The organism is Rhizobium sp. KNZ2-6A (assembly GCF_056755475.1).
Genome location: NZ_JBNDIC010000007.1, coordinates 79,802 through 95,402, shown reverse-complemented (window position 1 = coordinate 95,402; position 15,601 = coordinate 79,802). Strand labels below are relative to the sequence as shown.

Here is a 15,601-nt window from a genome sequence, read left to right as displayed (position 1 = left end):
TGGTTGTACACGCAAATGTTTTATTGGTGACAACCATAGATAATGATGATGTGGGCAGTTGATGTTGAAAATGGCCAGCTTGGTGTACTTCGTAGAATATTGCTGAGAGATCATGACGGTTGAAATTATCGGACGCGCAAGCGTTGCCCCTGGGGCGGGTTCGATTGAAGAACTGCAGCTTGTCCTCAAGGAGGGGCGTTGCACGATAAGCCGTATACCTGATGAGCGCTGGGATCTTGCGCGCTTTTGGCATCCGGCTGTGGGTGTCCCCGGCAAGACCTACACATTTGCGGCCGGCGTTCTCGAGAATGTCTACGCGTTTGACCCCGCAGTTTTCGGCCTTTCCCAGCGCGAGGCGATGCAGATGGATCCGCAGCAGCGCATCCTTCTCAATGTTGTCTGGCGGGCTTTGGAAGATGCAAATCTGCCGATTGACGGTTTCGAGGGGCAGCGGGTCGGCGTCTATGTCGGTGCATCCTCTCTCGAGCATGGCAACCTGACGCTCGAAGATCCGGCGTCGGGCGGCCCGTATTTCATGACGGGCAATACGCTTTCGATCGTTTCCAATCGCATCTCGCACATATTCGGCTTGCGCGGGCCGAGCATGACGATCGACACGGCCTGCTCGTCGTCGCTGGTTGCGCTCGACCAGGCGGTGAGGGCGTTGGAAGGCGGCGAGATCGATACGGCAATCGTCGGCGGCATCAATGTCCTGCTCCACCCAATGTCCTTCGTAGGCTTCGCTCAGGCGCGCATGCTGTCGCCAGAGGGCCTCTGCCGTGCCTATGATGATGATGGACGCGGTTACGTTCGGGCGGAAGGCGGCGCGGCGATCGTCTTGCGCCGGACGGATGTCGCGCTGCGTGAGAAGGATCGCAGCTATGCCAGGATCCATGCCGTCGGCGTCAATTCCTCGGGGCGGACTAACGGCATCTCCATGCCGTCGCGAGAGGCGCAGGCAGCCTTGCTGCAGTCGATCTATGAAGGGCGCGGGATCGATGTCAATCGCATTGCCTTCATCGAAGGCCATGGAACGGGAACGAAGGTCGGCGATCCTGCTGAAATCTGGGCGATCGGCGAAGTCATAGGACGCAACCGGCGGGCGCCGGTGCCGATCGGCTCGATCAAGACCAATATCGGCCATACCGAACCCGCATCCGGCCTGTTTGGGCTGTTGAAGGCGATCATCGCGCTGGAGAATAATTTCCTCCCGGCGTCCCTGCATTTCGACCGCCCGAACGAGGCGATCGATTTCGAGGGCCTGAACGTCCGCGTCAATACATCCGCGATCGAGCTGCTCCCTGCGAAGCAACCGCGTTTTGCGGGCATCAACTCTTTCGGTTTCGGCGGCACCAACGCGCATGTCGTCATCAGCGATCCCGATCCGGTCGCGCCGCCCGAGCCGCAAATCAGGGGCGAAGGAGTGGTTTTTGCGGCAAGCGCCCATACGGCCTCCGCTCTTTCGAAATTGCTCGAGGAATACAAGGCGAGCCTTGAAAGCGCCGAGCCCAGGGAGGCTCGACAGATCGTCGCTTCCGCCGCCGCCAATCGCGAACCCATGCGTCATCGCTTTGCGGCCCGGGCCAAGGATAGCGCGGCGGTACTTGCCGCGATCGACGCGCATCTGTCCGGCAAAACGTCGGTCGGCGAGGCGGGCGAGGCACCGGCGCAAGCCGCCAAGATCGCCTTCGTCTTTTCCGGCAACGGGTCGCAATGGGCGGGTATGGGCGTTGGCGCCTACGAGGAAAACCGCCATTTCCGGCAATGCTTCCAGTCCTTCAGCGCCCTTTTCGAATATTATCTCGGCGAGAAGCTGACGGATGTTCTGGTCGCGGCGGATCTTTCCGCGCGGCTCGCCGATACCAAGATTGCGCAACCGTTGTTGTTTGCGCTCCAGGCATCCCTCTCGGACTGCCTGTGGTCGATGGGCGTCAGGCCTGATGCCGTCTTCGGCCATTCGGTCGGCGAAATCGCCGCGGCCTATGCCGCCAAGGTGCTGACGGCCGCCGAGGCGGTCGCGATCGTCGCCAAGCGCTCGCTGCATCAGGATCTTCTGGCCGGCGAAGGCAAGATGGCCGCCGTGGTCCTCAGTGAGGATGCCGCCTTGGCCTTCGCGAAGTCCCATGGCCTCGACAATATCTGTATCGCGGCGATCAACGCGCTGAATTCGGTAACGATTTCCGGCCCGGTCGACGAAGTAGAGGCGTTCAGGGATGCGGCGCGCAAATCCCAGATCGTCGCGCATATCCTCGATATCAACTACCCATTCCATCATCCGATCATCGATCGTGCCAGGGATGCCTTTTTGGCCGATCTGCCCGATCTGGCGCCGGATAGCGGGTCAGGGACTTTCATTTCGACCGTGACCGGCGAACTGCGCGATGGCCGCCTCCTGGATACGCAATATTGGTGGCGCAATGTTCGCGATCCCGTGCTCTTCAAGGCCGGCTGTCAGGCCGCCATGGCAATGGGATGCAATCTCTTCATCGAAATTTCGCCGCGCCCGATCCTGTCCAACTATGTGGCGGAGATCGCCAAGCAGGCTTCGGTTCAAGTCATTGCCATACCGACCTTGCTGCGCGAAGCGCCCGTTGCCGGTCATGATCCGGTTTCACAATCATTCGCGAGGGCGGTCGCCAATGGTGCGCCGGCGCTGCGCGCGCGCGGCAGCGCGACGCGCAACGCTTTCGTCAGGCTGCCGTCCCTGCCGTTCGAGCCGCTGGAATTGCGGACGCAACCGACAGCCGACGAGATCGATATCTTCGGCCGTGACCGAAAGAATCCTCATACGCTGCTCGGCTGGCGGACCGATCTCAATGGTTCGAACTGGAAGAACCATCTCGATGCTCGTCTTTTTCCGGACCTTGCCGAGCATGTGGTCGATGGCAAGGCAATCATGCCCGGCAGCGGCTTCATCGAAATCGCCGTCACGGCGGCACAACAGTATTACGGGGCGGACGAGGTCGAGATCGGCAATCTCGAAATCATCCGGCCGCTTGAACTGTTCCAGGATCGCATGGTCGAGCTGTCGACGATCCTGTCGCCCGAGACCGGAGACATCGAGATCCGATCGCGTGAGCGCCTCAGCCATGACGAATGGACGGTGCATGCCGTCGGGCGTTGCCGCAAGCCCTTAAGCGGCGAGGGGAGTAGCGAGCCTGTCGAACGATCGGGCAGGGATCGCAAATCCGTTTTGACCTCTGAAGTGACCTATGAAACGGCGGAGCGTTTCGGACTGCATTACGGTCCGCATTTCCAGCTTCTGGCAAAGGCGGTCGCTTTCGGTCACGACATCATCGAGGTGGATCTGAAGCCGGCGGCTGCGCCTGCGCATCCTTTCGGGACTTACAATCTCAACCCTATGTCGGTCGACGCCGCGTTTCACGGTCTCGTCGCCTTGTTCGATCAGTTTTCCGGCGATGAGGCTGGTGCGCCCTATATCCCCATTCACTTCGGCACGGTGAGGGCCTTCGGCAGGGGAGGATCTATTGTCAAGGCGCGTATCGAGATCGATCGATTCAGCGCAAATTCGATCAAGGCGCGTTTCGCCCTGTTCGATGCGGGCGAAAAGCCGATTGCGGTTCTCGATGATTGCCGCTTCCGCCGCACGCAATTGCGCCGCCGGGCAACGCTCGAGTCCGTTGCGTTTCACTATGAGAGCATGCCGTCGTTCGTTTTGGCCGATAGCGGCGAAGCTGGCGCGAATGCGTTGCGGATTTTACCGGAGCCGAGCTTCGACGAGAACCACGCGCTCAACAATGCGAGCCTTCTTCTCGATGCCGCGGTCTATCGCGCCTGCCACGACATAGCGCTGACAGTGGCCGACCGTAAGGGCGGCGTCGCATTCTCCAGCCTTCCCGGCGATTCCGAATTCAGGTCCTTTCTCGTCAATTGCCTCTATATTCTCGAGGACGCAGGCATAGCGACAGCCGGCGACGGCAAATGGGAGATCCCGCAAGAGCCGACATTGCCTCCGCTGGCTGAACTGCTGCAGGAAGTCTATCGCGAAGATGCCGCGCGTGTGGCCGAGGCCGTTCTCGTGGGCAATGCCCATCGCGAGACGCTCGAGCATTTGGCGATGATACGGCCGCATGTCGTGGGACGGGAGCCCGCGAACCGAGGCGCGGGCTTTTCCGGCGGAGCGACCCTGGAGCATATGCTTCTTCACTCTCCTTTGAGCGAAAGGCGGCTTTCCCTGCTTGCGGAGGCGTTGGCATCCGCTATTGAAGCCAATGCCGGGGTCATCGAGCACATTCTTGAGATCGGCTCGGTATCGGCGGCTTTCAGCCGAAGGCTGGCGGCCGCTGCCTCCGCCGTTGGCGCATGCCTCGTCATCGCCGAGCCGCGCGAGCACGCGCGCCGCGCGCTGGAGATCGCTTTCGAGCGCGACGCGCATGTCACCGTGACGGACGCGGCCAGGCTGACGGATCGCACCATTGCCGATATCGTCGTCGCGTCCGGCGATCAGAGCCAGTATCTGCTGCGGCACAATGACGACATCAAGCGAATTCTCCGGACAGTCGCTGCCGGTGGCGGGCAATTGTTGCTGGCCGATCGTGCACCGAGCGCCTTCAATGATTTCGTCTTCGGCCTGTCCGACGGCTGGTTTGCCGACAGCCAATCGCCGGAATTTCCAGTCGGACGGCTCGGTACGCCGCAACAGATCGAAGATCTCCTGGAGACACTTGGCTTTGCCAAGCCTTGCATCCGCGAACTGACCTTCCCCGAAGGTTCTCTGATCGCGGCGTCGGCCTTCTCCGAACGGTGGCCGGAGGCGTCGAGCGCTGCTGGAGCCGCCGAGCCGATCCTGATCTTGTCGGAGCAAGGCCGGAACGGCCTGGCCAGGCTCGATAAGAGAATGACGGTCGTCGATCTCGGCGCATCATCTGCAGATCTTGCCGATGCTCTCGGCGCAATCAATCGCGACACTCGTGGGATCGTATTCATCGCAGACCTGAAGCCTGGCGAGGCGACGGAGCTCTCGCTTTCCCGTCTGTCTGCCTTCACCGAATTGGCGAATCTATTGGCGCGGAAAAGCGACGGAGCAAAGCCGCGGCTCATTATCGTTGCACCGGGCGGTTCCCCGCTGGCGGCGGGCTCTGTCGATGAAGCCAATGCCGGCCTCTGGGCCTTCGGACGTGTCCTTCAAAACGAATATGATGCCTTCGATGTGCATCTGCTGGATGCCGATGCGGATGACAAGCGGACTGTTGCGGTCATCGACGCCCTGATGGCAGCGCAGACGGAGAATAGAGAGTGGTTTCTGGATCGCCTCACCGGAAAAATCCGTGAAATCAGAGCTGCCGCCGGCCCCTTCGGCGCCATCGACGCGAGCCGCCACGATTTCGAGGCGGCAACGATCCGGCAGCATGTCGGCGGTCGCCTGGATAGCCTGGCCTGGGAGGAAGCCAGCCTTCCCGTGCCCGATGAAGGCGAGGTCGTTGTTTCCGTCGAAGCGACCGGCCTCAACTTCCGGGATGTCATGTGGGCGATGGGCCTCCTGCCTGAAGAGGCGTTGGAAGATGGCTTTGCCGGCGCCACCATCGGCATGGAATTCGCGGGTAGGATTTCGGCCGTGGGCGATGCGGTCGATGATCTCCAGCCCGGCGACAGGGTGATGGGGATTGGGCCGGCCGCGTTTTCGACCCATGTTCGGGTCCGGCGCGACGGCGTGACCAAGCTGCCGGAGCAGATGAAAGCCGTTGATGCCGCGACGGTGCCGGTTGCCTTTCTGACGGCCTATTACGCGATGGTCGAACTCGGGCGTATCCAGCCGGGTGAAACTATCCTGATCCACGGAGCCGCCGGCGGCGTCGGCCTTGCCGCACTCCAGATCGCCAAGCATAGGGGTGCGAGGGTAATCGCCACGGCCGGCACGGTCGAGAAACGCGGCTTCCTTGAAATGCTCGGCGCCGATCATGTGCTCGATTCCCGCTCTTTGGATTTCGTCGCGGGCGTACGTCGCCTTACAGATGGTGAGGGCGTGGACCTCGTTCTTAACTCGCTTTTCTCCGAAGCGATGGAGCGAAGCATCGAGCTGGTCAAACCCTTCGGTCGCTTCCTGGAGCTGGGCAAGCGCGACTATTATGCCGATCGCAAGATCGGCTTGCGTCCGTTCCGGCGCAATGTCAGCTATTTCGGCATCGATGCCGATCAGCTTCTGGTCGGTGCGCCTGATCTGACCCGGCGCATCTTCAGCGAGATCGGCCAGCTTTTCGCCGAGGAAAAGCTGACGCCGCTGCCATACCGTGCCTTCGCCCATGACGAGATCGGCAATGCATTCCGCTTGATGCAGAATGCCGGCCATATCGGCAAGATCGTCGTGCGACCGCCCGTTCCGGGTGTCGATAGCGTCTTGCGGGCTTCGGCGAAATCTCTGCGCTTCGATGCGAGCGGCATTTTCCTTGTCGCGGGCGGCATCGGCGGCTTCGGGCTTTCCGCCGCCGATTGGCTCGTCTCCAGGGGCGCGCGCCGCATAGCATTGTGCTCACGCCGTGGTATTGCCGACGCGGAAACCAGGAAGGCGATGGCCGATTGGGCCAAGCGAGGCGTGGTGACGACGCTGCATGCCTGCGATGTCACTAATGCGACCGCGGTTGAGACGCTGCTCGCCGCGCTTCGCGCCGAAGGAGCGCTGAAGGGCGTCGTCCATGCCGCCATGGTCCTGGATGATGCTTTCCTCGCCAGTCTGACGCCGGAGCGCAATCGTCCTGTTCTCGAGGTCAAGATACGCGGCGCCGAAACCCTCGATCGTTTGACGCGGGATGACAAGCTCGAACTCTTTCTGCTCTTTTCCTCGGCAACGACCATGCTCGGCAATCCCGGGCAGGCCAATTACGTGATGGCAAATGGCTATCTGGAAGGCCTGGCCCGCGCGCGTCGCGCCGCCGGCAAGCCGGCTCTGGCCGTCGGCTTCGGCGCCATCGCAGACAAGGGTTTCCTTGCGCGCAACGGCGAGGTCAATGATCTCCTGTCCAAGCGCTTAGGCAAGGCCGCCTTGAAGGCGCGAGACGCGCTGGAACAGGTCGAGCGCTATATTCTGGCCGACACCGGCGCCATCGATGCCGCAGCCGTCATGATTGCCGAGATCGATTGGAACGCCGTTCGCCTCCTGCCGATTGCCGGTCGCGCGCTCTTCGAACCGCTGATGCGGCATACGGGCAGCCATCAGGTCCCGAACGAGGGAGACAGCATCGATCTGAGCGAGCTGATCAACGGCAAATCAGAAGAGGAGGCTCAAGCCGCCCTGCATGCGCTCGTTGCTGCGGAAATTGCCGCGATCCTGCGAGTCACCGAAGACACAGTGACGCCAGACAAGGTTTTGAAGGATATCGGCCTCGATAGCCTGATGGCGATGGAGCTCGGCATGAGTTTCCAGCAAAAGACCGGCTTCGATATTCCCTTGAGCGGTGTAGGCGAAGGCACGACGGTAGGCGATGTCGTCAGCCGTTTGCGGGATCGTGTCATGAACCGCAATGGTGACGATGTGAAAGCTGACGTCGCGGGCAACGACCAGATTGTCGAGCGTCTGGCACGCAGCCACGCCGCCGAACAGGAAAAAAGGGCCGTTCAGTGACGATGCATGATGCTGATGACGGCAGCCCGGCGGAGCAGAAGAAAAGCAAGCTGCTTGAACAGATGCGGCGCGTCGGTGAATCCTCCGGGCGTAACCGGGCCGAGCGTTTGAACAGACAGCCGCCGGCACAGCAGCGCCAGGCAGCGCGTTTCGAAGACCTGCCGGAGTATAAGCGTGTCGCAACGCAGCGCATGGCGGGTGAGTTGCTCGGGGTTGCCAACCCCTTCTATCGTTCGCACGATGCAGCCGCCGGTGCGACCACACGCATTGGCGGGCGTGAGTTCATCAATTTCGCCTCCTATGATTATCTGGCAACCAATACCGACCCGCATGTCGCTGAAAGCGCCAAGCAGGCGATCGATCGTTTCGGCATCTCGGCTTCGGCGAGCCGCCTGGTCGCAGGCGAGCGGCCGGGGCATGTTGAATTGGAACGAAAGCTTGCCGCGGTCTATGGTGTGGACGCCGCTGTCTGCTTCGTCAGCGGCTATCTGACCAATGTCGCGGCGATCGGCTGCCTCATGGGACCTCAGGATCTGGTCATCCATGATGAATTCATTCACAACAGCGCGCTCGCCGGCATCAAGCTGTCCGGTGCGGCACGCCGGCTCTTTCAGCATAACGACGTCGACAGCCTCGAAACTATCCTGAGGACGTTGTCATCGGATTTCCGCCGCATCCTGGTCATTGTCGAAGGTATCTATTCGATGGATGGCGATATCGCGGATCTGCCCGCCCTGCTGGAGCTGAAGGCGCGTTACGGTTTCTGGCTGATGGTCGATGAGGCGCATGCGCTCGGTATTCTCGGCAAGACGGGTCGCGGCACCTTCGAGCATTTCGGTCTCGATCCCCAGGACGTCGATATCTGGATGGGGACGCTTTCAAAGACGACCTCGAGCTGCGGCGGTTATATCGCCGGCAGCCGCGCGCTTGCCGATATTCTGAAAGCGGAGGCCGGCGGCTTTGTCTATAGCGTCGGGTTGTCACCCGTTCTTGCCGCCGTCGCGATCGCCGGTCTCGATATCCTGCAATCCGAGCCCGGGCGAACAGAACGCCTCCGGAGCAACGGTCGGCTGTTCCTCGAACAGGCGAGGGCGGCTGGCCTCGATACCGGCCTCAGTGCGGGCCACTCGGTCGTACCCGTCATCGTCGGCGATTCGCTTCGGGCAGCGCAGCTTTCGAACGATCTGCTGGCCGAAGGCATCAATGTCTTGCCCATCATCCATCCGGCCGTGCCGGAGGGCATGGCGCGCCTTCGCTTCTTCATCACCTGCAACCACACCGAGGAACAAATCCGGCAAGCAGTCGCGCTTACGGCAGAAAAGCTGAAGAGTTTGCTGGACCGGAATTTCGGCCTTGCATCGCTGGATATGGATAAGATGATGCAATTGCTGCCCATGGGCCTGGCCCCAGGCGGCTCGTAAATTCAGGACGATTGTCTCATGCATGTTATCGTCACGGGAGGTTCGAGCGGAATTGGTCTGGCGATAGCGAAACTTTATGTGGCCAGGGGGGATCGCGTTTCGCTTCTCGCCCGTCATCCCGGGCGCCTCGAGGAGGCGCGAGCCGAGATCGCATCGCTTCAAGGTGTGGACGGCGCCCTTATCCGGGTATGTTCCGTGGACGTCGCTTCGGCCGCGGAGACCGCGCAGGCGGTGGAGCTTTGCGAGGCTTCCTTCGGCCCCTGCGATATCCTCATCGCCTCGGCTGGTATCGTCGAGCCCCAAGCCTTCGACGCGATGCCGGTATCGGTTTTCGATGAGCAGATCGCCATCAATTTTCTCGGAACGGCGAATGCCGTTCGCGCAGTCTACAAGGGCATGAAGCGCCGACGCAGCGGCCGAATCATGATGATCTCCTCGGGCGCCGCCCTGATCGGCATCTTCGGCTATACCGCCTACTGCGCATCGAAATCGGCATTGGCCGGTTTTGCCGAAGCCTTGAGCGCCGAGGCCGCTGCTAACGGCGTACATGTTTCCATCTGCTTTCCGCCCGATACGCTGACGCCGCAATACCGGCGCGAAATCTCTCTCAGGCCGCGCGAGGCGGAAATGTTGATGGGATCCGTCAAGCCTTGGAGCGCCGATGCAGTAGCCGCGAGAATCGTTCGTGGGCTGGATCGCAGACGGGCCAAAATCCACTTCGGATTGTCGCTGACTGCGCTTGCCTATTTCGGACCGCTGATAAAACCACCGCTGAAATGGTGGCTTTCGCGCAAAACGCGAAAAATATTTGGGCAGGAGGCATATCCTGGTCTTGCCGATACGGCCGAGCAAGGCTTTGATCGTGATAAGTAATACGAAGCATTTGTCGATGCCGTGCTGTCAGCGGCGCGTCGGCAAGAGAAGGCGGGACAGGGAATTGGCGATCCGTTCCTCACGGATTTGGAAAACGTTGCGGCAGGCAGCGGGCATTTGGATGGCACGATCTTGAAGCTGCATGATTTTCCAGTTCTTTTGACGCTCGCCTGCTTTGTGTTTTCCTGCGTCATCGTCTTCCTGACCGATCCATTTGCGATGCCGATGGCCATCAACGCGCAGAATCGCACGGCAAGAAGCTGGTCGCGCCGCGTTTGCGATTGGGCGGCGAGAATTCCGGTCATCGCATTGATCTATGCCGCCTTCTTCGCGATTTCCTGGCGTCCGCTCTACAGCACGCAGGCGGTCATCAGCTTTTTCGTCATTTTCTCGGGAATTTCGCGGGCAAAATTCGAATTCATCCGGGAGCCCCTGGTGTTTTCGGACATTGCACTGGTGGTCGATGTCTTCAAATACAGGGAAATCTTCTACGCGACCTCGCTGAACGTCGTCTTCTGGGTTATCGCTTTCGCTTATGTATTCGGCCTCAGCGGCCTCTATATGTACCTGGAGCCATCGGTATTGCCGGCGTCTGATGGCTTGCTTTGGATTTTCCTGATGCTCGCCATCGCCTTCGCGCCCTGGCTTGCCCTGTTCAGCAGGGTTGTCAGCGAACCGGTCTGCCGTTTCACACAAAAGTTCTTGGGCAAGGTCGACGTCAAGATCGATACCGTACGGTTCGGTACTTTCGCTTCCGTCGTCTTTCATTTCGTCATCTGGGTCGGCGTCAGGCGCGAGGCGATCGTCTCGGAATTGTCCGGTCGCTTCATCTCGGCACTTCACGAGCTTTGGGATCATGGCGAGGACGAGCCGCTCATTGTGATCTGGCAATCCGAATCCTTCATCGACCTCCGGCATTTCGGCGTAGAAAACATCAAGCTTCCGAATCTCGATCGCCTGCGTGAGCGGGCCTCGCAATGGGGCCGCATGACCAGCGTTTTCGAGGGAGGCTATACGCTGCGGACCGAATTCGCTGTCTTGAGCGGGCTGTTGCCTGAAAATGTGCATATCGATGCCAGCTATCCCTATCTGCGCGCCAGCCATTACAAGGATGTCGTCTGGCCGGCGCGGCTCAAGAAGGCGGGCTGGAAGACGCAGTTCATTCACCCCTACGACAAGACTTTCTTCCTGCGTCACAAGGCATTACCGCAGCTCGGCTTCGACCGGATGATGATGCTGGACGAATTCGATCACAATCCCGAACGCGATGGCCCCTATGTCAGCGACCTCCAGCTGACGAAGAGCGTGATTCGGACGATCGACGACGATGGCACCAGCAAGAATTTCGTCTTTGTCGCATCCATGGCGAACCATGGTCCTTGGGAGCCGGGTCGCTGCGGGGATCTGGTCAATCCCGTGGATATCTATGGCGAACTCCTGATGCGTGCCGATCATGCGCTCGGCAATCTTGCCCATCATCTCGACAGGCTGGATCGCCCGGTGTGGCTTCTTTTCTACGGCGATCATGCACCGTTGCTGAAGGCCTTCGCCGACCCGTTCCCGGATCCGCGGACCGATTATGCCATCGTTCCCCTTGGCCGCGCGCGTGCCCATTCGCAAAAGCCGCAGCCGCCGCGGGAAGAGGCGCCGTGGAACCTGATCGGCGCATTGCTGCATTATGCCGGCCTTGGCGCCGAGGTTCCGGAGTAATGGCCGACGGGCATGGGAAAAGGAGCGAGGGCGAAAGCCCGCGTACGTTTCTGTTCCTGCAGGGGCCATCCTCGCCGCTCTTCATAGAGATCGCCGAAATCCTGGAAATGGCGGGCCGCCGCTGCATCCGTATCAACCTCAATGCCGGCGACTGGATTTCGTGGCGCCGGCGCAACGCCTTCAATTATCGCGGCGATCTTGCCGGCTGGCGCGCCTATGTCAGGCGGCGAATCGAAGCCGAGAATGTCACCGACGTGATACTGCATGGCGAAGAACGTCCCTATCATCAGGTCGCCATCGAGGAAGCGCGCCGGTTGGGCGTTAGCATCAACGTCGTCGAGATGGGATATTTGCGGCCGGACTGGGTGACGCTGGAACGCGACGGGCTCTCCTCAAATTCGCATTTTCCGAATGACCCCGCCTACATCCTCGACGCGGCGTCCGATCTGCCCGATCCGGACTGGACGCGTCGCTATAGCCAGACATTCCTCGCCGAAGCGCTCTACGACCTCGTCTATTATCTGCCGACCGTCTTTCTATGGTTTCTCTATCCGGACTATCGACGGCACGGGCTCTATCACCCGCTCATGGAGTATGCCGGGTGGTTGAAGAGACTTCCCTCAAGCGGCAGAAGGTCGCGCGAAGCGGAGGGCGTGATCGAGGAGCTGATCGCCGGCGGCAAGCGGTTCTTCGTCTATCCGCTGCAGCTTCAGACCGATTTTCAGCTGCGTGCGCACTCGCCCTTTCATCAGCAGCAGGATGCCATCAGACTGATTCTCCGATCTTTTGCGGAAAATGCCCCGCTGGAAACGCATCTCGTCCTGAAACTGCATCCGCTCGACAACGGGCTTGTGGACTGGAAGGCCTATGCCGACGGCGTCGGCGCTTCCTTCGGACTGTCCTCTCGTATCCATTTCATGGATGGCGGCAATCTCGACCGGCTGATGGCCGCCAGTCAGGGAATGATAACGGTCAATTCCACGGCGGCACTTGCGGCGCTGCGGGCCGGCAAGCCGGTCAAGGCGCTCGGGGCGGCGATCTACGACATAGAGGACCTGAGCGACCGGGCGGCTTTGGATCGATTCTGGCACGAGCCGAGGCCGCCATCGTCCGAGCTTCGCGATGCATTCTTCAGGCTGCTCGCGGCCGCCATTCAGGTGCGCGGCAATTTCTGTTCCAAGGAAGGCGTGCACGCCGCCGCCGCTGAAATTGCCGAAAGATTGTCGTCACGGACGGTCAATCTGCCTGAAGGCTATGTCGATCCGCCGCCGCGGCGGCGACCATCGAAGATTCATGTGCCGTGAGCGCGGCGAAAAGGGAGCCGGTCGCCTGAAGGGTCTCGGCCCTGAAATTGACAATGCGGCGACTTACATGTGGACTGGAGCTGAACCTGGCGCAACGATTCGACGCCGGAAAAGCAAATAACGGTTTGCCGGAGCAACATCATGGATGACAGCAAGATGGAAAGGTTCATGCTGAAAGAGCTGCTGATGATTATCGCGGCACTTGTACTTGTTTCCGCAGTGCTTCTGGCGGTCGTTATTTTCGGCAATTATTGAGCTGTACCTGCAGGGCGCGCAAAAGCGCCGTTCGGGAACGAAAAACAACGTTCCTGTCTGAAAATTCGCCAATTAAAGTCGGGAAAGAATGGTGGGCGATGAGAGACTCGAACTCCCGACATCCTCGGTGTAAACGAGGCGCTCTACCAACTGAGCTAATCGCCCTTCAGCCAAGCGGGTCATTGGCCCGCCGCGTTCGGTGGCCGTGATCTATGCGGAACGGGGAAAAACCGCAAGAGTGTTTGTGAAGATTTTTTGATTTTTTTGGATTTTGCGCATCCCGAACCACCCGTCATCCACATGCGCCAATGTGAAGACGTGCCGATCGATGCGGTGCATATCAGGTGCCGATGAAATGCGTGAGGCGGGAACCTGCCATGCCAAATCGACGGAACGGAAAATTACGAACAGGCTTGTCGATAACAATTCACACTCTGTCATCGATTTGTATTCAAACCTGCTTGACACCCAAACACGAACCCCGTAGTTAGCCGCTCATCGAACGGCGAGGGCCGCTTTGATGGGTGCGAAAGCATCCGGAATGCTTGAAATGAAATGCGGGTGTAGCTCAGTCGGTTAGAGTGCCGGCCTGTCACGCCGGAGGTCGCGGGTTCGAGCCCCGTCACTCGCGCCATTCTCTCCAAGCCATTACAATCAAACGTCAATTTATTGCGATTGCGAACGAGCCTTTTCGCATTTGCGCCAATTTGTCGCGTTGTCGTCGCAACACATTGATATCTCCCGATCGATAGTACCCTACGGGACCGATTCAAAAGGCTTGCGCGCGCGCTCCGCCTGCGCTAACCACGGCTCTGTTGCAACGCTCTTTCGCTTGCTGGGCATTTGCTCAAAGGCGCCGCCCCGGCGCTGGTCGCAAGCAGGGATGGACATGATGACTGGACTGCTCAGTTCCTATATTCCGATAGCGATTTTCATTGGTATTGCCCTGGTGATTGGCCTGGCGCTGTTGATCACGCCGTTTGCCGTCGCCTTCAAGGCGCCCGATTCCGAGAAGCTGTCGGCCTATGAATGTGGCTTCAATGCATTCGATGACGCCCGCATGAAATTCGATATCCGCTTCTACCTGGTATCGATTCTCTTCATCATCTTCGATCTGGAAGTCGCCTTCCTCTTCCCGTGGGCCGTCTCCTTCGGCGCGATCGGCTGGTTCGGATTCTGGTCGATGATGGTGTTCCTGCTGGTGCTGACCATCGGCTTTGTTTATGAATGGAAGAAGGGAGCCCTGGAATGGGAGTAGCCCCAAGCAACACGACGCTCGTGGCGCCGCAGCCGAAGGGGATCATCGATCCCGCCACCGGCAGGCCTGTCGGCAGCAACGATCCGTTCTTCGGCGAAATCAACAATGAGCTCGCCGACAAGGGTTTTCTGGTCACCTCCACCGATGAGCTGATCAACTGGGCCCGCACCGGCTCCCTGATGTGGATGACCTTCGGTCTCGCCTGCTGCGCCGTCGAAATGATGCAGGTTTCCATGCCGCGTTACGACGTCGAGCGCTTCGGCTTTGCGCCGCGCGCCTCGCCGCGCCAGTCCGACGTCATGATCGTTGCCGGCACGCTCACCAACAAGATGGCGCCGGCGCTGCGCAAGGTCTACGACCAGATGCCCGAGCCGCGTTATGTCATCTCGATGGGCTCCTGCGCCAATGGCGGCGGCTACTATCACTATTCCTATTCCGTCGTGCGCGGTTGCGACCGTGTGGTGCCGATCGACATTTATATTCCGGGCTGTCCTCCCACGGCGGAGGCACTGCTTTACGGCGTGCTTCTGCTGCAGAAGAAGATCCGGCGCACCGGCACGATCGAACGGTAAGGCAGGGGACAAGGTATCATGAGTGAAGCCCTGAACGAGCTCGCCGCTTATCTCACCGAAGTTCGCAGCGCCTTGATCTCCTCGAGCGAGATCAAGTACGGCGAACTGAACGTGACGACGACGGCCGAAAACGTTATCGCCCTGTTGACCTTCCTGCGTGACGACGCCAAGTGCGGTTTCGTCAATATAACGGATATCTGTGGCGTCGACTGGCCGCAGCGCGCCGAGCGCTTCGATGTCGTCTACCATCTTCTGTCGCCGAAGAAGAACCTGCGCATCCGCGTCAAGGTTCCTGTCGGCGAGGATCAGCCTGTTCCCTCTGCTTGCGGCCTTTATCCTGGCGCCGATTGGTTCGAGCGCGAAACCTGGGACATGTATGGCGTTCTTTTCACCGGACACCCGGATCTGCGCCGTATCTTGACCGACTATGGTTTCGAAGGTCACCCGCTGCGCAAGGACTTCCCGACGACCGGTTTCGTCGAGGTTCGCTACGACGACGCCGCCAAGCGCGTCGTCTATGAGCCTGTGGAATTGAAGCAGGAATTCCGTAACTTCGACTTTTTGTCTCCCTGGGAAGGCACGGATTACGTGCTGCCGGGCGACGAAAAGGCGAAGCAGTAAGCTGAGGCAAT

Annotated in this window: 8 protein-coding genes and 2 tRNA genes; 9 read left to right on the top strand and 1 reads right to left on the bottom strand. The window is 60.0% G+C overall.

Translation table 11 applies throughout. The features are described from left to right. The first annotated feature begins 112 nt into the window (after positions 1-112). The 5 genes from ACPYOP_RS07495 to ACPYOP_RS07475 all read left to right on the top strand — a co-directional run bounded on the left by ACPYOP_RS07495 (position 113) and on the right by ACPYOP_RS07475 (position 12,884). On the top strand, positions 113-7,576 hold the full coding sequence (locus ACPYOP_RS07495) for a type I polyketide synthase (protein WP_481409751.1): 7,464 nt from the start codon (positions 113-115) through the stop codon (positions 7,574-7,576). Positions 7,577-7,578: 2 nt separating this feature from the next. Further along, complete coding sequence (locus ACPYOP_RS07490; protein ID WP_481409802.1) at positions 7,579-8,997, top strand: aminotransferase class I/II-fold pyridoxal phosphate-dependent enzyme; 1,419 nt, start codon at positions 7,579-7,581, stop codon at positions 8,995-8,997. 18 nt (positions 8,998-9,015) lie between these two features. After that, positions 9,016-9,870: an SDR family oxidoreductase gene (locus ACPYOP_RS07485; RefSeq protein WP_481409750.1), complete on the top strand. Its 855-nt coding sequence runs from the start codon at positions 9,016-9,018 to the stop codon at positions 9,868-9,870. A gap of 117 nt (positions 9,871-9,987) precedes the next feature. Then, complete coding sequence (locus ACPYOP_RS07480; protein WP_481409749.1) at positions 9,988-11,580, top strand: LTA synthase family protein; 1,593 nt, start codon at positions 9,988-9,990, stop codon at positions 11,578-11,580. Continuing rightward, entirely contained in the window at positions 11,580-12,884 is a 1,305-nt protein-coding gene (locus ACPYOP_RS07475) for a capsule biosynthesis protein (RefSeq protein WP_481409748.1), read from the top strand. Before ACPYOP_RS07480 ends, ACPYOP_RS07475 begins: the two co-directional genes overlap by 1 nt. 344 nt (positions 12,885-13,228) lie before the next feature. On the opposite strand, the gene ACPYOP_RS07470 is transcribed toward ACPYOP_RS07475, so the two are convergent. Further along, positions 13,229-13,304, bottom strand: a tRNA-Val gene (locus ACPYOP_RS07470). Between the two features lie 392 nt (positions 13,305-13,696). Between ACPYOP_RS07470 and ACPYOP_RS07465 the strand changes: the two genes are divergently transcribed. The 4 genes from ACPYOP_RS07465 to ACPYOP_RS07450 all read left to right on the top strand — a co-directional run bounded on the left by ACPYOP_RS07465 (position 13,697) and on the right by ACPYOP_RS07450 (position 15,590). Continuing rightward, positions 13,697-13,773: transfer RNA gene (locus ACPYOP_RS07465), tRNA-Asp, on the top strand. A gap of 258 nt (positions 13,774-14,031) precedes the next feature. Continuing rightward, a complete protein-coding gene (locus ACPYOP_RS07460) occupies positions 14,032-14,397 on the top strand; it encodes an NADH-quinone oxidoreductase subunit A (RefSeq protein WP_481409801.1) in 366 nt (121 codons plus the stop codon). Beyond that, positions 14,388-14,969, top strand: a complete 582-nt coding sequence (locus ACPYOP_RS07455) for a NuoB/complex I 20 kDa subunit family protein (RefSeq protein WP_015339504.1) — start codon at positions 14,388-14,390, stop codon at positions 14,967-14,969. The genes ACPYOP_RS07460 and ACPYOP_RS07455 overlap by 10 nt, the downstream gene beginning before the upstream one ends. 18 nt (positions 14,970-14,987) lie before the next feature. Continuing rightward, entirely contained in the window at positions 14,988-15,590 is a 603-nt protein-coding gene (locus ACPYOP_RS07450) for an NADH-quinone oxidoreductase subunit C (protein WP_481409747.1), read from the top strand. Positions 15,591-15,601: the final 11 nt, after the last annotated feature.